Origin of the sequence: Agathobaculum sp. NTUH-O15-33 (assembly GCF_033193315.1) — a bacterium.
GTDB lineage: Bacteria > Bacillota > Clostridia > Oscillospirales > Butyricicoccaceae > Agathobaculum > Agathobaculum faecihominis_A.
Genome location: NZ_CP136187.1, coordinates 1,083,603 through 1,107,902, shown reverse-complemented (window position 1 = coordinate 1,107,902; position 24,300 = coordinate 1,083,603). Strand labels below are relative to the sequence as shown.

General features: G+C 53.4%; 21 protein-coding genes and 1 pseudogene. 4 read left to right on the top strand and 18 right to left on the bottom strand.

The genetic code is table 11. From position 1 onward, the window contains the following. Positions 1-36: 36 nt before the first annotated feature. On the top strand, positions 37-1,494 hold the full coding sequence (locus RWV98_RS05675; RefSeq protein ID WP_317864383.1) for a recombinase family protein: 1,458 nt from the start codon (positions 37-39) through the stop codon (positions 1,492-1,494). Between the two features lie 16 nt (positions 1,495-1,510). Then, positions 1,511-1,645: pseudogene (locus tag RWV98_RS05670) on the top strand (manganese catalase family protein); the annotation flags it as partial. Positions 1,646-1,747: 102 nt separating this feature from the next. On the opposite strand, the gene RWV98_RS05665 reads toward RWV98_RS05670, so the two are convergent. From RWV98_RS05665 to RWV98_RS05655, 3 genes are read right to left on the bottom strand one after another with little or no spacing between them, the layout of a single operon-like run. Next, positions 1,748-2,521 carry an N-acetylmuramoyl-L-alanine amidase gene (locus RWV98_RS05665; protein ID WP_317864381.1) on the bottom strand — a complete coding sequence of 258 codons (774 nt, stop codon included), beginning with the start codon at positions 2,519-2,521 and terminating at the stop codon, positions 1,748-1,750. Positions 2,522-2,524: 3 nt separating this feature from the next. Further along, positions 2,525-2,977 (bottom strand): phage holin family protein, encoded by a 453-nt coding sequence (locus RWV98_RS05660; RefSeq protein ID WP_317864379.1) that lies wholly within the window; start codon positions 2,975-2,977, stop codon positions 2,525-2,527. 16 nt (positions 2,978-2,993) lie between these two features. After that, positions 2,994-7,268: a M23 family metallopeptidase gene (locus RWV98_RS05655; protein WP_317864377.1), complete on the bottom strand. Its 4,275-nt coding sequence runs from the start codon at positions 7,266-7,268 to the stop codon at positions 2,994-2,996. 22 nt (positions 7,269-7,290) lie between these two features. Between RWV98_RS05655 and RWV98_RS05650 the strand changes: the two genes are divergently transcribed. Both RWV98_RS05650 and RWV98_RS05645 read left to right on the top strand, forming a co-directional pair. Then, complete coding sequence (locus tag RWV98_RS05650) at positions 7,291-7,554, top strand: hypothetical protein (RefSeq protein ID WP_317864375.1); 264 nt, start codon at positions 7,291-7,293, stop codon at positions 7,552-7,554. An 885-nt stretch (positions 7,555-8,439) separates the two neighbouring features. Beyond that, positions 8,440-8,640, top strand: coding sequence for a hypothetical protein (locus RWV98_RS05645; protein WP_317864373.1), 201 nt, complete (start codon positions 8,440-8,442; stop codon positions 8,638-8,640). On the opposite strand, the gene RWV98_RS05640 is transcribed toward RWV98_RS05645, so the two are convergent. The 15 genes from RWV98_RS05640 to RWV98_RS05570 form a co-directional block, all read right to left on the bottom strand. Next, entirely contained in the window at positions 8,622-10,037 is a 1,416-nt protein-coding gene (locus RWV98_RS05640; protein WP_317864371.1) for a hypothetical protein, read from the bottom strand. The genes RWV98_RS05645 and RWV98_RS05640 overlap by 19 nt on opposite strands. Before the next feature lie 3 nt (positions 10,038-10,040). Next, positions 10,041-10,349: a putative ABC transporter permease gene (locus RWV98_RS05635; protein WP_317864369.1), complete on the bottom strand. Its 309-nt coding sequence runs from the start codon at positions 10,347-10,349 to the stop codon at positions 10,041-10,043. 88 nt (positions 10,350-10,437) lie between these two features. Further along, on the bottom strand, positions 10,438-11,046 hold the full coding sequence (locus tag RWV98_RS05630; RefSeq protein ID WP_317864367.1) for a DUF4376 domain-containing protein: 609 nt from the start codon (positions 11,044-11,046) through the stop codon (positions 10,438-10,440). Positions 11,047-11,063: 17 nt separating this feature from the next. Continuing rightward, positions 11,064-13,535, bottom strand: coding sequence for a hypothetical protein (locus RWV98_RS05625; RefSeq protein ID WP_317864365.1), 2,472 nt, complete (start codon positions 13,533-13,535; stop codon positions 11,064-11,066). Positions 13,536-13,562: 27 nt separating this feature from the next. Then, the gene (locus tag RWV98_RS05620; protein WP_317864363.1) at positions 13,563-15,398 is read right to left on the bottom strand and encodes a hypothetical protein; all 1,836 of its coding nucleotides are present in this window, start codon (positions 15,396-15,398) and stop codon (positions 13,563-13,565) included. A gap of 3 nt (positions 15,399-15,401) precedes the next feature. Then, on the bottom strand, positions 15,402-15,803 hold the full coding sequence (locus tag RWV98_RS05615; protein ID WP_317864361.1) for a hypothetical protein: 402 nt from the start codon (positions 15,801-15,803) through the stop codon (positions 15,402-15,404). Between the two features lie 56 nt (positions 15,804-15,859). Then, positions 15,860-16,942, bottom strand: a complete 1,083-nt coding sequence (locus RWV98_RS05610; RefSeq protein ID WP_317864359.1) for an FN3 associated domain-containing protein — start codon at positions 16,940-16,942, stop codon at positions 15,860-15,862. Between the two features lie 54 nt (positions 16,943-16,996). Continuing rightward, a complete protein-coding gene (locus RWV98_RS05605) occupies positions 16,997-17,956 on the bottom strand; it encodes a hypothetical protein (RefSeq protein ID WP_317864357.1) in 960 nt (319 codons plus the stop codon). 132 nt (positions 17,957-18,088) lie between these two features. After that, positions 18,089-19,765 (bottom strand): hypothetical protein, encoded by a 1,677-nt coding sequence (locus tag RWV98_RS05600; RefSeq protein WP_317864355.1) that lies wholly within the window; start codon positions 19,763-19,765, stop codon positions 18,089-18,091. Next, positions 19,762-20,004, bottom strand: coding sequence for a hypothetical protein (locus RWV98_RS05595; protein WP_317864354.1), 243 nt, complete (start codon positions 20,002-20,004; stop codon positions 19,762-19,764). Before RWV98_RS05595 ends, RWV98_RS05600 begins: the two co-directional genes overlap by 4 nt. Before the next feature lie 4 nt (positions 20,005-20,008). Next, on the bottom strand, positions 20,009-21,358 hold the full coding sequence (locus RWV98_RS05590) for a phage terminase large subunit (RefSeq protein WP_317864353.1): 1,350 nt from the start codon (positions 21,356-21,358) through the stop codon (positions 20,009-20,011). Further along, the gene (locus tag RWV98_RS05585) at positions 21,358-21,855 is read right to left on the bottom strand and encodes a helix-turn-helix domain-containing protein (RefSeq protein WP_317864351.1); all 498 of its coding nucleotides are present in this window, start codon (positions 21,853-21,855) and stop codon (positions 21,358-21,360) included. The genes RWV98_RS05590 and RWV98_RS05585 overlap by 1 nt, the downstream gene beginning before the upstream one ends. 120 nt (positions 21,856-21,975) lie before the next feature. Continuing rightward, complete coding sequence (locus tag RWV98_RS05580) at positions 21,976-22,584, bottom strand: recombinase family protein (protein ID WP_317864349.1); 609 nt, start codon at positions 22,582-22,584, stop codon at positions 21,976-21,978. Positions 22,585-22,777: 193 nt separating this feature from the next. Then, positions 22,778-23,176, bottom strand: a complete 399-nt coding sequence (locus RWV98_RS05575; protein ID WP_317864347.1) for a hypothetical protein — start codon at positions 23,174-23,176, stop codon at positions 22,778-22,780. Between the two features lie 324 nt (positions 23,177-23,500). Further along, the gene (locus RWV98_RS05570) at positions 23,501-24,295 is read right to left on the bottom strand and encodes a rolling circle replication-associated protein (protein WP_317864345.1); all 795 of its coding nucleotides are present in this window, start codon (positions 24,293-24,295) and stop codon (positions 23,501-23,503) included. Positions 24,296-24,300 lie beyond the last annotated feature (5 nt).

Sequence of the window (24,300 nt, the reverse complement as noted above, 5' to 3'; positions counted from 1 at the left end):
GGGGCGGGCTTTCCCGTAGAAAGGAGGCTGTACCGTATGGTGGCAGATTTACGCATTGGCGCGGCTTATATCCGCGTATCGACCGACGACCAACTAGAATACTCGCCCGCTTCCCAGCTGGACGAGATACGAAAATACGCAAAAGCGCATGATATCCTTTTGCCTAATGAATTTATATTCGTGGACGAAGGTATCAGTGGGCGCACAACAGACAAACGCACAGAGTTTAACCGCATGATCGGAACGGCCAAGACCAAACCGAAACCTTTTGATGTGATATTACTGTGGAAGTTCAGTCGTTTCGCCCGCTCGCGCGAGGACAGCATACTGTATAAATCCATGCTCCGACGCGATCTGGCCATAGATGTAATATCGATCAGCGAGCCGGTTGGAGATGATAAAATGTCCATCATCATCGAAGCGATAATAGAAGCGATGGACGAATATTATAGCATCAATTTGGCCGAGGAAGTGCGCCGAGGTATGACCCAGCGTGCCAAGCAGGGCAAGCCCAACTCTTACGCCCCTATTGGCTATAGAATGATAGATGGACAATACGCGATTGACCCTGACACCGCCCCGATCGTCCGCAAGGTTTATGATGATTTTATCGCCGGAAAAGGGATACTTACGATTTCGCACGAATTAACAGCGCTAGGTGTCCGCTCGCGGTTCGGCAATCCAATCGACAACCGCGCAATAAAGTATATCCTGCGCAATCCGGTATATCTGGGCAAGGTGCGCTGGACGCCATCAGGACGAACACGTCGCAAATGGGACAATCCCGATACACTAACCATAGATAGCGATCATCCCCCTATCATCACAGCGGAAGCATATGAAACCGCCCAGCGATTGCTAGATGAACGCGAAATAAAACATGGCCGCTATGCCCGCGAGGACGGCCAACCATTCGCGCTGAAGGGACTAGTACGGTGTTCGTGCTGCGGCGCAACACTGACCCGCCAAAAGGGCCGCGCGACCGGCAAGGGCGGCCCATCGTTACAGTGTCACAATTATTCCCGTGGCAGCTGCCCTGAATCGCACAGCATTTCGATCGCGGTCTTTACCGCTGCCGTGTTGCAACAGATCGAAGATGATTTTTCTCGGCTGGATTTTGGCATTATGGCAGCGGACGGAAAACACCTGAAAAGTGATAACAGCGCCGAACTAATAGCCCGCCAGCGGGCGAGGGAAATGCAAAAGCTCGAACGCATCCGCGAAGCCTACGAAGCTGGAATTGATACGCTGGACGAGTACCGCGAACGCAAGGCCGCGATCGAGGCCCGCATCGCAGCCATCGACGCAAGCGCCCCTCCCCCGACTGAATCCATCACCCCTGCCGGCTTCGCAGCCGCCCATAAATCCGACCTTGACCTGCTCCGCGACGCAGAAGCAAGCGAGGAACAAAAGAACGACAGTTTACGTGGATTTGTTCGCAATATCATCTTCGACCGCAAAAATAGTACGTTTACAATCCAATATTACGCATAAAGAAAACAGATAGCCATTGTGCTATCTGTTTTTGCAATTAGGGGGGCCGGACGGCGAACTGGGCGCATCCATGCGCTACCTCAACCAGCGTTACGCCATGCCCTATAAGGAATGCAAGGGTATCTTGACCGATGTCGGCACCGAAGAACTCGCACAACAAACTTATACATGACAAAGAAGCCGCGAAAACCCGCGGCTTCTTTGCTTTTCTACACTTTTTATATCACAAATCGCCGTTGTGGTCAAGCCCTATTTACTTACCGATTCTCCCGGCGCGCTGTTCCAATACCGCATACTGTTCGCGGGTAAGCGGTGCGCGTGGTGCGCTTCCATCGGTCAAGGCCGCATCTTTGAGTGCCGCCCATGCGTCATTCGCAAACTTGCTTGCGGGCAGTGATTCCCTCTCCTTTTCATAACGGCTCAGGAATGCCTTAAAATCCTCATATGTAAACACGTCGTTTTCCTCCTTTATTTTTAGTCCAAATCCATTTGCTACGGCCTGCGCGATTGTGGCCGCGATCTCCTTTTTCTTTGCGCTATAGATAACCATATCATCGCGATCATCAATAAAGCACGTTTCTACCAGTGCGTGCGAAATGCCCGCGCGCTTAACCGTGTTCATCACAAGCAAACCGTTATTTCGCTTTACACCACGATTTTTCAAACCAAATGCCGCAATGCCGTTCACTATTCCCTGTTCAACGCTTACAGATGCTTCATTCGATCTTACCAGCACTTCGGTTCCTGTTGTTCGCCCGTCGCCCCGTTCATCATTGACACATGCATTGAAATGGAATTCCAGCACATACCCCACCCCGGAAAGCGGCAACTTGCCGCCGTTTTTCAGTTCTTGATAGGCATCCTTGTTTTGATCGTATAGCGCAATCTCTACTTCGTACTTGGCAAGCTCGCTCTGCACAAGTCGCGCCTGCTCGCGGGTCAATACTGCTTCCCGGTATCCGCATCCCTCCGCGCCGGGGTCATAGTGCTTGGTTCCGCCGTGTCCCGAAATCAATAGAATTTTCATATGTCATTTCTCCTTTTTCTGCATGTCCGGTACATCTATTTTTGCCTTGGTTTTGACCATTTCTGCGAGCTGTACCAAGAAATCTGGCATAGGCACACCCACATCATGCAGGTTTTCCAAAATAGATATCAGTTCGTTTGCAATAATCCAAACAGCTACGATAATTGCGATTGGGGAGGATACCGGCAAATCAAGGCCCATAAATACCAGCATCCAATCCAGCACCGCGCCCACCAATACCAGCATCCACATGCATACTTTCTTTGCAATGCCCTTCATGCCGGTTTCACTATCGATTTTTGTTCCACGGAACGGGGCCGCGATTAGCCCCGTTGCGTAGTCAAAAATGGAGCAACCGATCATGATGAGGATAGGCCAGAACGCCGCGCCCAACTTGACAGCAATTACCCCCGCAATTCCGGTAAACCAAAGTTTAGTCTCTAACAGCTTGTCCATGTCTTTTTCTCCTTTTTTAGTATCCGTATAGTTCCTGTAACGGGTCGATTGTCTGCCCGTTGTACAGCATTTTGAAATCAAGGTGCGGGCCGGTACTTGTGCCGGTAGAGCCAACCAGACCAACTTCTTGCCCTGCCTTTACTATATCGCCGAGGTTCAGCCCATCGGCAGAGCCTTCCTGCATGTGATTGTACTGCGTTACATAGCCGTCGCCGTGGTCGATCTGCACCCAAGTTCCATACCCTCCACCATTGCCACGCTTGTTGACTGCTGTAACAATACCGCTCTTTGTCGCAAAAACTGGTTCACCTGCGTTTGCTGCAATGTCAACCGAGGGATGGAACGTTGACGCGCCGTTCGTGGGCGCATCACGCGGCCCATAGTTAGAGGATATCCAAACGTTTTCGCCCGGTGTAACCGGTAGTTTCCAGTCGCCGCTTGATTCTGCCGTTTTTTCCGTATAAAGCTTTACAAAAAATTCTGCATCGGCTTCCGGGAATCCCAGAGCGACAACAGCGGAAAGCCGATCTTTTGTTTTGGTATATTTACCGATTGTGCGCCACACGTCGCCGAATTCCGTTTCTGTGAATCCTGCCGCTTTTGCCTTCGGCCATTTGTTTTGTGCTGCTTCTGTCAAATCAGCAACGGAAAAGTCAGAATAAGACGTAGGTTTCCGGTTCGATACAAGAAGATCGTTAAGCACCGCCTTGTCTTCATCTGAAATATCCATACTTGCAAGTGCGCCGCGCTTTGCATCACTTAACGTGCGGTTCCCAAGCTCCCCGTTTTCATTCTTTCGGTCGATCTCCTTCATTGCATTGTAGGCTTTCAGGTAAACGTCGTACTCAATTCCCGATTGTTTACGGGCTTCGGTTGCTTCGTTATACGCGGCTTCCGACAAATTGTTAAAGGCATCAACCGCGCTTTCAGATGAATAGTCCGGTATGCGTTTTGTGAACCGGGTTCCGTCTTCTGTCCGTTCCGTTCCAGCAATCAGAATGCGGTCAAGCTCTTGTTTTTGACGCGGGTCAATATCCAGCGACATGATGTACTCGCGCGACTTTTGCGGCGCGGTCTCTACGGTTTTACCTTCTGCGTCCTTGGTTGGCTGCATGCCGTGTATTTCATTCAGCGTATCAAGGGTGCTTTGCGGTTCATGGCCTAACTCAAGCAGCGCATCGAAGTTTTGCGTATCCTTTTCGGAATACATTTTATTCCCGTTTGCAAGATATGCTTGTCCCTCTTTGGTTGCTGTCGAGCCAAATCCAATGGCTTTCGCCACATTCAATGGGTCGCCTGTATCGATCAAGTATTTCAGCCGTGAATTATCCGCCGTGTAAGCGCCCGCTGTCGGCTGTTCCTTGGCGGTAAATCCCTCTGTGCTATTGGCGCGCAGCTTTGGGATGAAATCAAGGTCTTCGGCTGCTTTGCGTGATCTGTTAACCTGCGCACCGCCAAACGGTAACGCAATGTTTGTAAGTGGTTCGAGATAGTCCACTTGCTTTCCTGTTGCAAGGTTCGCCAGCGGTGTAGTAATTGCCGAAAGGCCGATATTGCCCGTTCCGAATCTGGTCGGGTCTCCCTCGCCAAAGAGGTTTTTTGCGGTCGTTTCGTCAAGTCCCAATACAGTTCTTGCAAGCTGGTCCCCGGCCGGCACATTAGAAAGGAACTCTCCAAGCATTCGGCCGCCATATCGCGTGGCCTTTTGCCCTATATTCAGTGTTTTCCCTACCGCCTCTTCTGCCGCAATATCTCCGTGCACCTCTTGTGCTGCATGAATCGGGTCAAAACCCGTTTCCCTGCCGTCAATTACATTTTTCCGCAACTCGTTTAAAATCCAAGTAGTGCCGAAAACCTCAATCAGGGAAAGCGCGTCCTTTTGCTTCATCTTTTCCTTTAGCATTTGATACGCATTGTTTACTTCCACCTGAAAAGGCGCGATTAACTTTGTGATCTCTGATTTTTGGTTTAGCGGTATTTCGCCGATTCCGCGCCCGGCTACCGCGCGCCGCGTCAAATCGTCCGCGTACTCAACCGCATTTTGAAGGCCCTTACGCTCTGCTTGCCGGTATGCCGAAAACCAAGACATTTCCGCAACCTTGCGATCTCCAATTTCCATCATCCACGAAGCGAGCTTTTCCGGCGTTTTTAAAATCCCCTCATCGAATTGTCGCACGGAATGGTCTAAATAACGCTCGGTTAGAAAACCGCTTTGCGATAATAGATTTTTCATTTTCTTATCGCCCAAACTCACGCGCGCCGTGTCCGCCATGCCCGTCGCAAGGTCAACCGGATTTTTCACATATCCCACTACATTAGGCAGGTTATAAACCTGTGAAACGACCGAGCTTAAATTACCCATTACCGCGTTGCCTTTTACTCGGTTATTCAGCCAGCGTAGTTTTTTCATTGTAGCGCGCCCGATCACAGTTTTTTGAACGCCGCGATCTAACGGGTTCGTCTTGCCCGCAAGGTCATTCGCGTAATCGGTGAGCCATTCAATAAACCCGTTTGCGTTCTTGGTTTCCGCCGTGCCGTTTTGAAGGTCACGCACCGTCACGCGCAGCCGCGTAATTTCCGGGTCAATATTGATCTTGTATTCCGCCGCCTGTATGTATTTGACCATGCCGCCCACGGAATCCTCCGCGCTGTCAATTCCTTTTCGCGCCTGCATAAATCCGGCCCACTTGGTTTTCGGCTTTGTCCAGTCGGAAACGCCGACAAGACGCGGGTCAATATCGGCCGATGTCTGAAAAATGTTTTTGATCGCGGAAAACCCGTCGTCCATCTCTTGCCAGTGGTGATAATAGTCCTTTCGTGCAAACACGCGCTTGTTGCGGAATATCTCGCCATTTTCTATTGCACGTTGCAGCTTAACGATTTCTTTGTCGTTTGTCTGTACCTGCTGCATTAAGCTTTGCAGCTCTCCCGCGTATTGTTTAGATTCCGGCGCCGCCTGTAACCCCTCTTGCAGTGTGCGGATTTTATTTTGTAGTCCATCGCGTTGGGCTTGTAAGAGTGTTAGACTTTCCTTTGCGTTTTCTTCGACATTGGGATAAATTTTCCCCAGCACGCCGTTTAACTGGTCGAGGTAGTCCGAATAAACCCGGCGATTAATGTTGTCCATCTGCTGGATGTTCTGCCATGTGTCGGGAAAGTCCCGTTGCAGGTCAGCCAGCGTATACGGTATTTCCTCAATGTTACCCTTGGTTTTGATGCGCCGGTATCCCTCTCCATACCATTGCACCGCCGCGCTTTCGCGGCTCCCCTGCTTAATGCCAAGTTCTTTCGTGGCTTCATAGTACTGGTCAAGCTTATTCTGTACGCTGTGCGCATACCGGTTTTTCGCTTCCATGATCGGGCGCTCAATGTATTTCCGCAGCACTTCGCGCACCTTGGTATCTTTTCCCGCCACGGAATCCAGCACACGCGAAATATCCTTGTTGTGCGCGCCTTTGGGATTTTTCAGTTGCCAAAACGTATCTTCGGGCAAGCTTTCCAGTCCGCTTTTCGTGGCTGTGTCCGGGTCGATTTCATCTACAAGCGCCTTTGCCGTTTCCAATTCTCGCGGGTCTGCTTCATCCGCGTTCCTCGCCGCTACCTGTGCTTTCTGCGCTTCATCGGCGGCGCTTATGGGCGGCTTTGCCGCTTCCGCTGCCGGTGTTTCATCTGCCGACCATACCCGCCGCCATTTTGCGCTATCGCCTTCCGCTGTTTGCGCGGTGGCGCTTGCCGCATTGGAGGAAGCGAAGTCCGGCAATTCATCCAACTTTGCACGCGGCGGGTTTTGATCGACCGCCTGCAAAATGTCGCCGGGCATTTCTACCGTTTTGTTACGTCCCGTTGCCGTATCGTGAAATAAAACATCATACGTCCCGGACGCATTCTTTTGTTGAATCGTCCCGTAGTTGTTGCGATCACCAGCCCAAACGCGCGCGCCCGTGCTGAACCCATCGGCGGCACCGTCCTTCTTGAGTACGGTAGGGTTTGTTTTCGTGGTGGTCGCCGGGGCCGTTTCGTCCAAGTCCAGCGAATCCAGCACGGCGGGCTGTTTGGCTCCTTCTATAAATTTCTGCTGGGAGTGTGTCAGAAGATCGGCCGTTCCATCAAGTTGTTTTTCCAGCGTCGTTATTTGCTCGCGGATTTTCAGCGCATCTTCGAGCGAATCCGCTTCATCCAGCTTTTTGTACAGGCTGTAAAGCGCGGCTTGCTGCACCTCGCCTTGCCCGTAATTTCTGCGCATAGCTGCAATAACAGGGTCGTTTACCCCTATTTCGTTCAGCGCGTCCAAATCCGCGCGGTGTACGGTCGCCGTGTCCATGCCGTCCGCGATCTGCCTTGTCTGCTGCATTCGCGTGCGCGCCGCTTCGGCTTCCTTTGCCGCCGCCAGCTTGGCGGCTTCGGCTTCGCTCTCCGCTGTTTTCCGCGCCATACGTGCTGTTTCAAGGTCGTCTGTCGCTTTTGCCAGTCGGTCAACCTCGGCCTGCGCCGCGTCTACCTTCTTTTTCGCCGTTTCCGCATCCGTGAGCAGGTCTGCGCGGCGGGTCTCCGGCGTGGTGCTTCTGTATTCCGCGTAATATTGCCGGAACCCGGCCTTTGCATCTTCCAATTCGGCTTCCGCTGCTTGCCGGGCATCGGCTATCTTTATTGCTTGCTGCTCAAATGGGTCGGCGGTCTTTGTTGCCTGTGCAGCATTATCCATTTCCTGCGTGATAGAGCGCCCCTGTTCGCTCGTAATCTCTGGCAGATCGTCCAGTTCAGGCGTTCCCTTGCGTGCATCCTGCGCCGTGTCTGCGGCATTTGTGTTAATGTTCGGTTTGGGCACCTGTGAGAACGTGCCCTTTTGCAGCGCTTTCATGTATTCAGCCGAACCCGGCTTTGCTTTACCCAGCGCCTTTGCTGCGTCATTAAACATACCGCCGCTGATATACTCTGTAGGGTCTGTGAGGGTTTCCATTGCCAGCGAGAAGAGCGCGCCTGCCCCCTTATTCTGATCACTAATTTTCTCGCTGATCGTTTTTTCTTGCCCGGTTTTGTCCGCAACCTCTTTTTCGTAATCCGAATAATCCATATTGTAATGAAATTCCGGCTTCTTGCCTGTTGCAAGATCGGTTCCCGCGTTTATGGCGTTCAGATAAAGTGATTGCGCCGCCTGCAATCCAGTGCCGATGAAATTCGCGGCCGCGCCCGTCAGGTCTCCCGCCTTCGCAAGATCAACATAATTGCGGTCTTTGGCAAACATGTCTTCCCATGCGGGCGCGCCCTTGGCTTCTTTCCGCTTTGCGGCGGCGCTTTCTATACCCTGCTGCACACGCTTTTGCTCTTCGGGGTCTGTAATCCCGGCCGCCGCCGCATAGGAGGAAGCCGCGCGTTCCGCCGTTCGTCTATTTTGTACCCGTTCGTCTGCCGAAAGTAGCCGCCCCTCTTTTGTTCCGGTCAGGTAGCCTGAAGAGGCTTCCGTAATGGTACGCCTGATCGGATTTGAGCCGCTGGTTTTACTTTGTGCCTTTGCTTGGTTTTGCTTTACGGTTTTTTCAATCCATCCACTGCCACCATATGCATCCGGGCCATATTCTTCATCAATTTTTTTTGCTCGTTCCGCGGCTTTATTGCGCAAGAATTCGCTTGCCATGCGAAAGCCCCCTTACTTTATTTTTTTGTAGCTGTATTTTCCGGTTACAGGGTCGTATATCTCCTGTACTTTTCCGCTATCTACAAGAACCTGTAGTTCACCCCAACCTTGTCGACCGTATCCCGGCACATACACCCATGATTTTTCGGCTTCGGTTTTCGTTCCGCTTCCGCTTGCGTTACTATTGTTGTTCGCGGTGGCGGTCGAACCCTGCCGCGTGTAACTGCCTGTGTTTACGCTGCTCTGGTATGTCCTGCTGCCCGACCCGCCCGAAGAACGCCCTGACGCGCTCGCTTGCAGCGCGGCCAGCTCGGCGGCTGCTTTTTTGTCGTCGTACTTGTCGCCGATCTTGTTTTCGCGTTGCAAGGCTTTCAATTCTTCTTCATACTGTGCGCGTGTGATCTGGTTCGTTGCGAGTTTGTCCTCCAATTCACGTTTGCGCAGCTCATAATCGCGCTTGTCGGTTTCAATCTGGTAATCCTGATACTGCGATTGCAACGTTTTACTGCCGTTGTAATAGCCGGTAACGCCCGCCTGCGATAAATCGAAATTCTTGGAATTCCAGTAATCCTCGCGGGCCGCGTCCTGTTTCCGGTACAGGTCGTTTAACAACGCTTGTGATGCGGAAGCATCCGCGTTTGCGTTGGCGCTTGCTATGCCGCTGTCTCTTGCGATCTGCGCCTGTTGCAGCGCAAGGCGCAGATTGTTTGCCGCGTCCTGCTCGGCGGTGTTGATGTCGTTCAGCCGGTTTGCCGATGTGGTTTCCGCTTCCAGCGTGGCTTGCCGTCCCTGCCCGCTGTACATTGTGCCGCTGTCCGCCATCTGCTGTTTGAGCGCCTTGTTTGCCTTCCACCGTTCAAGCTCGCTTTGGTCTTTTACGCCTTGATATTGTTGTGGAAGCGCTGCCGTGTCCGCCTGATTCTGCGCCTTGAAAGAATCATATTGCTTGTTTAGCTCCGCCTTTTGGGCTTCCTTCTGCGCTTCGTACATTTCGTTTATGTATCGATCGTTTGATTCAAAACCCTGTCCCGGTACATAGCCCGAATCCTGTACGTTCTCTGTCGTGGTCTGCTGCTGTGACTTCGGCAAGTAGGAAGAAAACCGGTCGGTCGTTTCATAGCCTAATCCTTCGCTTGTGATCTTATTGTTGCGGAACTGTTCATACTGTGCCGCCGCTGACAAATCGCCGTTTTTCACCGAGTTATTAATCAGTGCTTCGTAGTCGGTGGTTTTGTCATAGTACCCGCCCGCATAAGCGGAAGCGCCAGAAGACCCGCCCGACCCCTTTGACCCCGAAGACCCGGAGGAACCAGAAGAACTCGACCCCTTCGACCCCGAAGAACCCTTATTCGCATTATTTTTTACGGCGTTTGCAACACCGCTTACCACCGAGCCTACAATCCCGCCCAGCAATCCGCCAATACCCATTATCTACACTCCTTTGCTTTTGACAAACCGCGCAATGCGGTGTATCACATTTTCTGTTTGTATCGCAACCCACGACAACCCGACCCACGCCGCCGCAAACTGCGGGCACACCTGCCCCATCAGGTTGCCGGGCATGTCCGAATAGTCCCACACGGCCCAGCCTAACCACACATTAACGATCAGCCCAACCGCCAACTCTAACGCCGTGACGATCACCGCGCCCGCAATCATTTGCACCCACAAAGGCGGGCGGTGTTGCCATTCGTCCAGCAATCCAATCAGCGCGAAGCACACGCCGCCAAGCACTCCCATAGACCAGTACGTCCGGCCACGCCAAAGCAGTTCCACGCCCATGTACAACAGCCCGCCTATTAAGGCAATCGGGATATGTAATAGTACCTTACGCACCGCTGCCCAGCACCCCCGCCATATGTTCCGCGAGATCATCTGGCAACGCTGTGCCGTAGGTGATTACATTCAGTTCGGCCACTGTTTCGCACCGGCGCACCCACTTGGCCAGATGGTTGTAATACGTCGTATGATACAGCTTGTGCGCCATCGCGCCCTGTGCCATGGTAATGATATCAGCCGCCGCGAAAACACCGCAAAGCTGCCCATCGATGTGGTATGGATACTGTGTTGCACCGCCGTCCACCGCACTTTTTGCCGTGGACAAATTCATTTGATCTTCCAACGTTAATGCGATGTGCCCCTTGGTGCCATCGATCAAGGTGACATCACAGCCCGCCGTTATCGTATTGTTGCACGCTTTGGACAATTCGCGGAGCTTGTCCGCTCGGAGTTCGTCGTCAAGCGGCCGCTCCACGGGAACAATATCTACCAGCACGCCGTTTTCAATAACAAGATCGCACCACGGCGCATATTCAAACGCTTTGGCTGCCAATTCTTCGGGAACGCTGATCCATTCGTCACCTTCCCAATTTTCTCCGAGTTCTCGGTGACTTTGTGATTGTATCCATTTGTTTTCATTATGAATTATGGTTGTCATAAATTTAACACCTCGAATTATTTCATATTTTCACTGAAGTAGGAACTTATTGCAATATAATAGTAATATATATTTGACTCATTAAAGTTTTCGCTCACAATAAAGTTTCGTTTATCAGCGTCTGCGTGAGTTAAGAAAATATTGTGATTGTCGGTTCCACCGATTCTTGCCGCAAATCCGTGAATTGAATCAGTAAGAATCAGTACGGCAGAAAGATCATATGCAAGGCTGATTCGCCTATTTAAACTCCCGTTCCCTGTATAAGTCCCGTAATGAATACCCATTCCCGCTATTAATGCGCTAACTACATCATGTCCGCCAACTGTATTCGCATTCCCCGCCGTGTTCGCATGGTTGACGCTGAAATTGGCTGGATTGTACACATACATGTTTTGACCATCATTACCGCCCCAAAGCCACGACGGCTGGCCGCCTTGTCCGCTCCAGTTCCAACCCGCGCCGATCAACCGGTTGGCGTTTCCTGCACTATTTGCGTAGTTAACAGATTTCGACCCATCCGGCGTGAAAAAATCCTGCGAGCTAAATCTCTGTCCATTCTTCAAAAAATATAGCTCGCCATCCGAATCCGAGAACATGCCGGTATCCTCACCAGAATCGCCGGTGAAGGAATAGCCGTTTGCCGTACCCTGTCCGGCCAAATGCTTACCGCCGCCGCGCCTGATCTGGTCGGGCGTTTGGTTTTCCACGTTCGGTAGTCCAACCTGCGCCTTTGTAACTCCGTGCGGATTTTCGCGGCTGTCAAGGTGTCCCGGCGTGCTCGCCATTGCAGTATTAAACGCCGTTTCCGTTCCCGCGAACCCCGCTTCAACCGCCGTTTGGTATGCGCTTTTGCCGTTCGCGCCTGCCGGGCCTTGCACGCCTTGTTCGCCCTGCACACCGCGCGGCCCCTGCGGCCCCACTGGCCCTTCCGGGCCGGTTTCGCCCTGTTCGCCTTTCGCGCCGGTGTTTCCCGCTGGCCCCTGTAACCCTTGCGGCCCTTGGATACCCTGCGGCCCTTGTGCGCCAGTTTCGCCAGTCGCACCCGCTGGCCCCTGCGGCCCTTCCGACCCCTCTGGCCCTGCCGGACCAACTGGCCCCGCTGGCCCCTGTGGGCCGGGTTCGCCCTGACCGCCTTTTTCACCCTGCGCGCCTGCCGGGCCGGTATCGCCTGTGTCACCCTTCGGCCCCTGCGCGCCTGCCGGACCTGCCGGGCCGGTATCCCCTTGCGGGCCTTGTATTCCCTGAATGCCTTGCGGGCCTTGTGGGCCGCGCAGCTCGCCAATCAATGTCCATGCCGCCGTATCTGTATCCCAAATATAGATAACGTTGTTTTCAGCCGTGCCGATCGCGTAAGCGTCGCCGCCCGTGCCGGTAGGATGCGCTATTTGCAGCGCCGCCAGTGTCGGGTAAATAGCCCGAATGGTAAAACTCCGCCCGTCTGCGCCGTCGTCGCCCTTTAGGCCCTGCGGCCCCATCGGCCCTTGAATGCCCTGCGCGCCAGCCGGGCCTACAATACCCTGCGGTCCCGGCTCGCCCGTGTCTCCCTTTGGGCCGATCTGTCCTTGTACACCCTGCGCGCCTGCCGGGCCTACTGGGCCTTGCGGCCCCGGTTCACCTTGGATGCCCTGCGCGCCCTGCGCGCCTTGGCTGCCTTGCAAACCCTGCGGCCCTGCTGGGCCTACCGCGCCGGTAACACCCGGTTCGCCCTGCTTGCCTTGTATGCCTTGCGGCCCTTGCGGGCCTTGCAGTCCGCGTTCGCCGTGGTCGCCTTTCTCGCCGGTTGTACCCTTCGGCCCTTGTAATCCGGTCGGCCCCTGTATGCCCTGCGGCCCCGCCGCGCCGGGCACACCCTGCGCGCCCTGTACGCCTGCCGGGCCTTGCGGGCCACGTACATTGACCGCCTGCGGAAGCTCCACCGTATCCTGCTCGCGGAACGACATAATGCCGTTGATATCTACTTGCGGCACGATCGCGGAACCCCTGTCGCCCTTGTCGCCTTGCACGCCCTGCGGCCCAGTGTTTCCCGTGTCTCCCTTATCGCCTTTATCACCCTTTACGCCGTGCACAATGGTCTTTGTGCCATCGTCGGATACCTCGCAGTTATCAAACTGCATCCGGCCGCGCTGTGCAAGCGCATTGCCGAATTTGTCTAAAATGATATGGCCGCTTGAACCCGTGGCCTGCCAAACTTGCCCGTCTGCCGAGGTTTCAAGCACCCGATCTGCATTTACGCGGATAAACCGCACGTCCTGCGTACCGTATCGTACCGTTTCGTTTAATTCCACCTGTACACTTTTCCCGGCGCTCGTGCCGATCTCGCCAGCGCCCCCCGCGCCGGTAAGCAGCGGCACCAAGTACTGATTTAGAAATTCTTGTAGCTGCTTTGACGGCCGCATAAGCTGTTCGCGTACTTCCTCTTCGTTTGCCGGATCAGGGAATGCAACCGTATCGGCAAACCCATTTTGCGGGTCAAAATTCATCCTGTTCAAGTAAAGGCTCTCCCTTCTATGATTCTTCTATGATTTTATTTTCTTAGCGCTTCGCCAAGTCATGGTAATAGCCGAAATACTTAGATCGCGGCTTTCTTCGTTGTTTTCAAGCAAAATACCGAATAAAAATACTTTTTTCTTGTTGGGCTTTCTGCGAAATGATTTTGCAAAGTTGATCACCGTCCACTGAAACGCATTCCATAGAAACCCCTTCCACATCTTACTTGGTACAATGATATCCTCCGTATCATATTCACCGTTCGGGTCGTTCTCCGTAATGTACTTTAGCCGTATGCGGCTTGCCGTGTCCGCGCGCACGGTTATCCAGCATTCTATAACGGTTTTCAAATAGTCGTTTTGTCCAAAGTTTCGTAACGGCATTTGATAAATGCCATGTATCGCGCCGCCGAAATCTTCAAAATCATTTTGGAACCGCACCATGCGGTTTTGCCGCCATATATAAAGCGTTCCATCGTCTTCGCATAGCGCTCGCCCTACGATATTGTCAAACCGCCACCACGATAGGCGCAGCGCGTCCGCGTCCGTGTCTCCTGAATAACTATAGGGAGAAACGCCGTAATCCCACACATACGCATACCCGCCGACACATAGCCAATACCGCCCGTCAAAATCGCACGATATCGCCGTTACAAGCCCCTGCTCCTGTAACAGTCCCGGCCGCGCCACATTGCCGTTTATATTTCGGCTGATCGGCTGCACATTGCGTTCGTTTTCGATCTGTGTCGAAACCAGCGTATGCACGCCCGCATAGCTGTTGCACCACACAAGCCGGTTTTCTACAAGCTGAATACTGCCCGGCATGTCGCATCCCACATTTGGGTTAATGCATACCGTGGAGAACATGCCCTTGCTCTCTGCGAATTCGTAGGATAGCCCATAAATCGACCGTTCGAGGAACACACAAAGAATGTCGTATTGCTCGCCGAACCCGTAAATATCGCCACTGTTATTCGCTACGGTAAAATCATTGTTTGCCGGGAAATATGCAGGGTCGAGCGGTTCCGAGATAAAGAACGTGCTTGTACCGTTACCGCCTATGACAATACGGCTGTTGTTCTGCCCGCCGTAAGTCGCCGCGTATCTGCAATGCAGAATACTATTTATTTCGTCCTGCGCGGTTTTGTAAGCCGTAATGCACACGTTGTTTTGCCCCGCGCCCGGCGCGGTGGAGAACGTCACCTTTCCCGCCGCGCGATCAACGGAGAAATTCCCGTCGCCCTCGGTGTAATGCGCGGTTCCTACGGTTGCGGTCACTGTGGCCGCGTCAAGTCCGGTGTCCGTAAGCTGGTAAACCGTCGTGGTTCCGTCGCCGTTGAAGGTGTTTGAAAACCCTGCACCCATCAAATTATATGGGTCTGTTGCGTCACCCTTCGATCCATCCGGCGCACGGTTGATCACCACATTGGGCACGGTAGGCATGACCCGCGCGCAGGTGCTGCCGTCAAAGACGACATACTCCGCGCCGTTGCGGTAATACAGCTTGTTTGCAAACAGCAGGAACGACCCTCCCTGTGCCGTCAACCCGTTCATACGCTCGGTGATCGTTTTTCCGTCACGGCTCACCGTGAAAATTCTCGTTCCCGCGTGTACCACGAACATTCCCTTATACAGTTTCGTATAGGCCGCGAGCACATCAGCGCCCAGCGCCGCCGAATACCACGCCTGACCGTTTCGCTTACAAAGCGTCCGGTTTTTGTACCACATATTTAGCACATTGGGAGATTGGTTATCGCTTAACTTGTATTCCAAATCCGCGAGATTCAACCCGCCCGAAAGCGCTTCGCAGGCCCATCCATAAATCGGTTCATCGGCATAAGCGGGCATGTTCATTTTTTGGCCCACGTCTTATTCCTCCTCATCCTCTGCGGGGTACGATGTAATGACCGCTCGTTCCGCGTCTACGCGCGCATTATTGTACAGCGCGTAAAAATCCGCGTGTTTGTTCATGGAATCATCAACAAAGAAATGCGAAGCCATCCCATAGGGGATTATCTGCCTGCAAAATACCGGTTCATATGGCACTGTGTCGCTTTTCTCTGTCACATATGGCATTGCGTCCAGCGGTTTTATGCCGTATGCTTCCCGGTATGTGTTGTTCAGCTCGTAATTTTCAGCGAGCAGCACATTGATTACGCTGAATAAATACGGGTCGTAGTCCTTCGTGTTTTTGGTGTTCTCATACATCAGGCAAAGCGCGGTCTGGTAGATTTCATTCACCGTGTTTCCTGTCCGTTTTTCTTCCGCCATGTGGGTTCCTCCTTGAATAAAAAACGCGGGGCGGCGTGCTGCCGCCCCGCAAGCCGTTACGCCTTGGTAAAGGTCTGTTCTGCGATATCCGAAGTAAATTTATTATCCGCGTACGCCACCGCGCGCACCGTGAGCTTTCCGTCTGCGCCTACCTTGTCGGCCGGAATGGTCGCCGCCGAAACCGCCTTATCAGAGAAACGCGGGTCGCTTCCGTCCAGCGTGTACCGGATTTCGCTTGCACCTTCGCAGGTGATCGTTACCGGTGTCGTGCCGGGCGTTTCGCACGCCAGCGTCGGCGCGGCGAGCTTTTCCGATTCCTTGACCAGCGCATAAACGCCGTCGCATTTGGCCGCCATGACAAACGCATCGTAATACTGTCGCCCCTCGACCAAAGCGCCGGACAGGCCGGGCGGGTCGGTATGTACCTTGCTTTCGTTCAGCTTGTACGGGTAGATAACGCTTTCCTTGTGCGTGACAAGGAAATAGCAGTTTGCAGGCAAGTAGGAACTAGGCACCTTGATCACCTTCATGCCCTGCCCCAACTCGCCAACCGTGCCCTTGGTAAGACTCGCTTCTCCCAGCTTGTCCACACCGAGGAATTCCGGTGCCAATCGAATCAGCTTGTACATTTCAGCCGTGACATAAAGCACGCGATCGCTTTCCGGTACAAGGTGGTCGTCCAAATATTCCGTTGCGTTAGCGATCTCTTCAATGATGTTGGTCTTGGTCGGCTTTTCCGAGACCGTCGCGATATGCGCATATCTGACGTACTGACCCAAAGCGTACTTGTCCGCCTTGGGTGTTGCCTTGACGCGAATTTCCTCGCGCAGCCACAGCGCGGCCTTATTCTTTATCACCTGATCGGATGCATTGCCTTTATCCACCGTGCCGGTGAAAGACTTATCCTGCGTCATGGTCAATTCCTGTACGTCCTCGCCAATCTCTTCGGGCGTACCATATCGGTTCGTACCGCTTCGCTTATAGTCGTTGATTTCTGTCGTCTGAAGGGTGGATATCTTCACGGTTTTCGCGCCCGTAAAATCCACGTGGTTATTCGTGTTCCCCTTTACAAAACTGCCCTTAGAGAACACGCCTTCCAGCGCCGGTGCATACTTCACATGTAGGTTAATAGTTGGCATTTTTTAATTCCTCTCTTTCTTTTATGTGTTCTTACTTATATAGTTTTTCCCCGGTCAATACGAAATACCGTTCAGCCCGTCGAGCACAGGGTCGCGTCCGCCCGTCTGCTCAACGCCGGAAGCCGAGCCAATGCTTTTTTGCCGCGCATGCGCGTTTTGCTTGAGCGCCGCGTTTTCTCGTTTCAACTCGCCCACACGATGCAGCGCATATGCCGCGGTTAAATCCATGCCATTTTCAACGCTTTGCCATACTTCGCTCGGTACGTTTTCAGCCTTTACGGCGGGGAATGACTGCATAAAATTGCTGAACATGCTGTTCCGGGTCTCTTTGGCCTGCTGCTGTGCCGCTTGTTCTGCCCGCTCGTTTTCCATCTGCTGACGGAAACGGCGGCTTTCGGCCAGCTCGCTGGCCATTTCCTGCGAAAGCCCGGTTTGCTGCATGATCTGCTGCACCTCGCGGGTTCGTTCCTGCTGTTCCATCGCGGCAACGTACTGTTCCACGGTCATGCCGGAATTTGCCGCCTTGCGCTCGATCAGTTGCATTGCCGGGTTCTGTACAAGCTGCTGCTGCACGATTGCTTGTAATTGTTCTTGGCTCGGCGGCTGTGCGGCCGCAAGCTGTTCGGCCATCTGCGCGGCGGTCATTTGCACGGTTTCTCCGCCGATCTGTACCGCGAAAGTTTGTTCCTCTGCGACGGGCGGCTGTGGCTCTACCGGCTCGCCGTCGTCGCTCTCTTCTGCGCCGAATGCGTCTTCTCCGTCACTCTCCCCCGCGAAAATAGCTTCTAACGGGTCGCCGGCCGCATATTCGGCCGCAATTCCTTCTGGCAAAGGCGCGCCGGGAATACCCTCCGGGCCTTCCGTTCCACGGTCGCCATCAGAGCCGCTCTCGCCGCCCAATCCCGCGCCTTCCATCGGGGCCGCGTCGGCTATGCCGCCCGGCTCGCCCTCGGCGAAAAACTGAATGCCGATTTGCGCGCGTTCCTCCGCGCCTGCCGTTTCGTTTCTGTTCATGCTTCTTTCTCCTTTTCTTTCAGCCCTTCGGCGCTCTGACAAGCGCGCCCCGTTTCGCGCGGCGCGCCTGCCGGAGGTGAAACCAAGCAGGCAGGCTAAACCCGCTTGTCAGAACGCCGAAAGGTGTTTTTACTACGCCATACCGCCCAAAACCTGCTCGGCAATTTCGGGATGCTCGGCAAGTTGCGCCCGTTCCTCTTCCGAAAGCTGTGCAAGTACGTTTTCCGGGTTCACCGCTGCCCCCTGCTGCATTTGCTGGGCCTGCTGCATCTGCATTTGCTGTTCCGCCTTGGCTCGCTGCTGCTTGAGGTTGGCAATTAAATCGCCCTTGTTCGTCAAAACACCATCCGGTAAGGATTCCAAATACAAAATCGGGTCAGAAATGATTTGCTTGTTGAACAAGTTGTCGATCGTCTGCATCTGGCTTACTTCTGACCACATAGCCGCGCTGCCAATATCGATATTCACGCGCAAATGCATGCCCTTGAGCTGTGAAAAGTCAAAGTCGGTTATGACTTCTTCACCGTTTTCATCCGTATAGCTGACCTGTCGCGTACCGTAGTCAGTGGAAATGATATCGATGATCACCCGCACGTAATCCTCAATAAATTGGTAGAACGCCATCCGCTGCAATTCCAGCGGTGCCGCGCTTGCCTTTTGTACCGCCACGATCGCGGAAGTATTGTCCGGCTTGATGTTGCCTAACGCCGCGTCGCTCGCGCCCATTGTGTCCCGCGTGTAAGCGATCGTTTTGTCGATAAACTCCGCTACCTGTGTAGACATGTTTTGCACGCCGGTTTGCACAAAGAGCGCTTTTGTCGGGTCGTCCGGCACACCGTATATTTCTGTAGGGTCGTCGGAAAGTCCTTTCGGCAACGCCTTTTTGCTGTAAATGATCGTGGGAAATGCGTTCCGCTCCAAGCAGGCCATCGTATAGGCATACATCTTGTTAATAAAGATTTGATTCGGTATCTCTCCGGCGATTGCGCCCGCTCCATGAAATTGATTTCGCACCGCCTCCCATTGCAGAAAAGCCACAGGGTAAAGCGTGTACTCGGTATCGCGTTCCGGCATAATAATGCAGGTTTGCGTGGTTTTCAGCGCGTGTACCGTGCCGTTTTCCTTCCAAAGCTTTATTGCCACGGTCACGCGGTCGGTATCCGGCAGGCCAACGGATGTTTTATCCTCTTGGTTCACGTCCGCCTGTATCGTTGATAGCGCATCCTCCGGCACGCCGTTTGCCCGCGCTTCTTCGCGCACGTCCTCCACCTCGCGGCGGGAAAGCAGCAATAAATAGCGTTGCTTTTGAATGTCCGTCGAATATGGGTTTGCCGGTATGATCTCGGTCGTGTCGATGATCTCACAGCATACCCGGCCTTCGGCGATCTGCCCGCTTTCCGCGTCCGGGTCGAAATAGAAATACGCCGTTGAATCGCCGTGCACCGCCGCATTGCGCAGCCAAACGCGGTTTTTGTCTTTCATCTGGCACATTTCAAAAATGCGGTCAAATTCGGCGGAAATAATCTTCGTAAAAATCGCGGTTTGTTCGCTGTCCTCAGAGATGAACGGCCGAATATTCGCCGCGATATTGTCCGAAACCACCGTGGATACAAAATAATTGACCACGCGGCGCAGAATGTTGAATTGCGGCTTTGCAAGCCGTTTGGCCTTCACGCCTTCCCACTGGCGGCCGATAAAGAAGTTCTCGTTCTTCTTCACCTGTTCATACCAGTTCAGCGAATCGTTATACTGTACGCCCTGCTGGTATTCCTGCCAGATGCCGCGCGGGTCTTTTTTGATCTGAATCATTCGCTATCCTCCCCAGCGTCGCCGTCATACGCCATTAGTTCCGCAAGCTCGCGCTCAAATTCGTCGTTTGTGAAGCCTTGCGAAGCGTATCCCATTTCGGTCGGCTCCCGCACCCGTACCCGCTCGCGGCGGCGCCATACGCGGCGCGGCTTCTCCCGCTCGTGGTGTTGCCGTCCAAATGCCAGCCATCCAAGTGCAAACCCGCACAGGCAAGCAAACAGGGTTATCATGCTTTCCATGTTCTCAACCTCCATACTCCCAAAAGTTTACGCCGCTTTCGTCGTCCGATTCGTACGGCGGCGGAATGTAAGCCGGTTCTGGCTGTCCGTCGATAAAGTACCGGATTGCGTCGGGCGCGTGCGTCAGTTCGTGCGGCTCTGTCGCCACATCGTTTACATGCTTTTCATCGTGTGTCAGCGCCGGAAGCGTTCGTATCAGGTTGGCGCAGGTGGAAAAAATGCGCAGCTTCGCGGCCGGTTTTCCGAATTCATCTATCGTCGGCTTTAACCACGTTTTCAGCGCGTACCACCCAGCCACACGCGGATTGGATACCTTCGTAAACCTCACGCCGCAGTTTTCAAATTGTTCGGCTATGCTAACGCCCGTGTCCTTTGTTCGGCTCCATAGGTCTTTCGGGGCGAACGTGTCTTCTATTTCTTCGCCGTCCTCGGTCAGCTCCAATATACGCGCCGCTGCTTGTGGAATGATTAAATCGCTTTCGTACAGTTCGCGGTATACATAGGCCCTCCCCAAAAAGTCAACCGCAACCCAGTAGCACGCCAGCATATCAAGGCCATAGTCCAGCGCACGGTATCGCCGCCACTGACCCGGAATGACAAACGGTTCTAACACGTGAATTTCACGCCGGAACTCGCCGAAATACTGCCCCTGCCAAACGTCCCAATCGCCCTCGCCCAGCGCGCGCCGGTCATCCTTGGAAAGCGCCTTCATGCGCTTGTTTTTATAGTCCGGGTCAGTGCGCATGATAAAAACGTTGTCGTCGATCTTGGCGGGAATAAACAGCACGTTTGAAACATGTTCGCCGTCGTCGTTGTATGCCGGGTATTCCACCAGCGGCGCGCCCACATCGATAAAGCGGGCCTTTACCCAGTAATGCCCCTTGCCGCCCGGATTGGTGCTGCTTTTAAGCTGCTTCGGGTAATTGTTCGCACCGCGCAAACGCGACATCATGTAAATATAGCTGTCAAAATCAAAGTGTGTCAGTTCGTCGAACCGGATAATATCAAATTCCGCAGACTTAAATTTCATTGCGTCCTGTGCGCTGGTCACAAAGTTAAACTCGATCGTGGAACCGTTGACAAATGTCCAGATGTGATCTGACTTGTTATACCGCGCCAGTTCTTGCGGATATAGTGCCAGCGCAAGCGGAATGACCGTTCGTTTCAGTTCCGGGAATGCGTTACGTAACAGTAGTTGACGGCTTCCCGGATATTGCAGCGCCTTCAAAAGTGCGTCGATGATCTGCACGAAGGTTTTTCCGCCGCCCGCCGCGCCGCCAAACATGATTTCATCCGCGCCCGCTTCAATAAAAAGCCGTTGCTTTGGCGATATTTCAAAATTGATTCGCTGCATTACCCTTCCACAACCTTCAAACAGACTTCCAGTTTTCCTTCGCCGCCCATGATCGCGGTTGCTTCATCCGCCGCCAGTGCCTGCTTGTCGTATAGTACCGAAATCACCTTGGAAAGGTCGGATAGATCGGCCACGGAAAGCTTTTTGAATTTACGGTACAACTCGGCCCGTTTGGTTTCGCTTATTTCTTCGTCTTCTTCGATCTGGTCAAGCAGCGTCATAAATGCGCTTTCATCCGTGCGCGCCGCTTTCAGCCTCCGAACGGTAATTTCCGCCGCGTCGTGAATGGCTTCCCACGAAGCGTCAACCAGCCGCGCCTTGTTCTTGCGCTGCTGTGCTGCAAACGCTTCATCGTTTTGCCCCTCGGTCTTCCACCGGGAAATTGTTTGTTTGGGAATACCCAGCCTTGCCGCCACTTCGCTTACGCCCACGTTCGCGGCGAGCATGGCAAGCGCACGCTGTTTTTCTTCGTCGCTATGCTGTGCCTTTTTTGCCACTGTTGCCGCCCCCTTCTCATTGATTCTTCTGTATTTTAGGGTAAAATAAAAAAATCGTCTTTTTCGTCCTAAATGCAGAAAAGAGAAAAAGCCCACCGTTTCCAGTGAGCTTCCTCATGCTTAATCTTTTTTCGCCATACATTTCGCCAGCTTATAAAACGTCGTTCGTTTTAACCCAAGTGTTTTCATGGCCTGCGTTGCCGTGATTCCGCCCGCATTCCACGCGCTGTAAACCTCGGCCCATCGTTCCGGGTATTGCGCAGGGTTTCTCCCCAAGTGTTTGCCTTTCTGGCGCGCGGCTTCTATCCCCTCGGCCTGACGCTGCCGAATCGTTTCGCGCTCCTGTTCTGCAATGCTGGACAGTACTTCGATCATAATATTGTTCGCCATTTCGATAATCCATTTTTGATCGTCGGGAAGGTCGGTCATGGTCGTGGGAAGATCGATCACCTTTAGGCGGATGTCATGCGTATTAAACCATTGTACTTCATTTTTCATTTGCTCTTTGTTACGGCCAAGTCGGTCGAGTGATTTAACAATGAGCGTATCGCCCGCCCGTAACAGTGTATCGCGTAACGACCGATACCCCGGCCGGTCAAAGTTCTTGCCGCTTTCTTTGTCCGTAATGATGTCGCGATCGTCCTTCACATATTGCCGCAGCGCCAAAATTTGCCGGTCAAGGTTCTGTTCCCGCGTGCTGACGCGCGCATATCCGTAAATCTTTTCCATTGTCTTTCCTCCTCGGTTTACAAAAATGCTTCATTTGGTAAAAACGGTTAAATCCCAGCGTTTTGTGTTCGTAAAAGCCGCGCCCCATTCGCGCACGTTCGTTTTTAGTTTTGGCACCTTTACGAACGCCACAGACATAAAAATAGCCCGCGCTTTTCGCCCGCCGCAAAGGTACACTTTTGCGAACACCCTTTTAAGCGCTTCCCCGCTTCTGTTCGTCCGCCTGCTGCATCAAATATCCATTGTGTATCTTGCGCGGCCGCTGTTCATCGCTATACCCGATCTGGAACGCGATCGGAAGCCACGGCCAGCCCTCCATGTAGCGTAGGCGAAAAACGGTTCTCGTGCGGCTCTCCTCGATTCCGTCTATAAACCGTTCTGCCGCGCGAAGCTGCCGCGTAAACTCGGTTTTCATCTGTTCCAGCTCGTTTTCTCGGCGCTCGATCTCGCTTTCCGGGTCGCCCGTCAGCGAGTACAGCCCATAGATACGGCTGTCTTCTTCCGCCTTGTCTCGTAGGCTTGCAAGCTGATATTCCAGCACGAGTATTTCATTTTTCAGTTTCAAAAACTGTTCCAGCTCTGCCTTCGTCACGTTCTCGCCCTCCTGATTTCGGGACGCATCCCGCCATTTTGTACCGACTGCCAAACTCCTTGGTTTTCTTGATCCAAGCACCCAAAAGGAAGAAAGCAAAATGCAGCACAGCGGTTTTGTGCTCGCGGCCGCACATCCGGCCTTTTCGCATGAAGTTCCACGCGCAGCGCGCCCCCAGCGCCCGCCCGCACCCCCGCTCCCCGCAATCCTATTGCAACCCCTGTCCCGCATCGTCCCGTCTCGCGCCGTTTTGCCTGTCGGAAAGATAGACCGTTTCCAAGCCCACAATGCGGCCCCTTCGCCGCATCCATTTATTAACTTTCTTCACCTGTTGCGACGCTTGTTTCGCATCCGGTCGCGCTTATTGCAATACCGCCGAAAGGCTTTTATATCAACAATGCGCCCGATCATGTACTCATATCCGCCAAATTGGTTTTCGTCGCCAAACCTGCGTATCAGCTTCACGCCGGGCGGTACCTCAAGCCGCGCCGTATCCGGCACCCATTCGCGTACCGGCTTATCCGGTTTGATCAAATTCTTGGAATGTGACCAGCAGCGCGCGCCGTGGGGCTTGTCCTTATAAGTTTTTAACATGTACTCGCATGTATCGCGAAACACATCGTCCGCCCCGTCCAGCCGACGCGCTGTATAATCTCCCGCCGTCCAGCATTTCGCGAAAGCGGCGTGATCAAGCGGCCGTCCGTCCGCGTCGTATCCCAGCGCGTTAATAATTAAATGCGCATGCATTCGCACGCCTATGCCCTCGCGGTCATGTTCTTCGATCACCCATATGTATTTCAGTTCTTTTCCATGCCGCTTGTATTCCCTGCGCATATCGCGCAGAAATTTTGATAAATGTTGCTTAACTTCGTCCCTCGTGGGCGGCGGGCCAGCAATGTCCACCCCTAAAAACCAGTCCCGCCCGGCACGATAGTTTAGGCAGATGTACCGCATCATGGTTAATTCCGCCTGCCGCTTGTTGATCTCGCGTTTTGCGGCGGTGATCGCCTGCTGTTTCTTCTCCCGCACTTTTGGCGGGTCGTTCGGCATGATCGTATGCGTGTAGGCGCTCGCTTCGTACAGTATCCCGCACGCCTGTTCCTTCATAATTTTAGACATCTTAT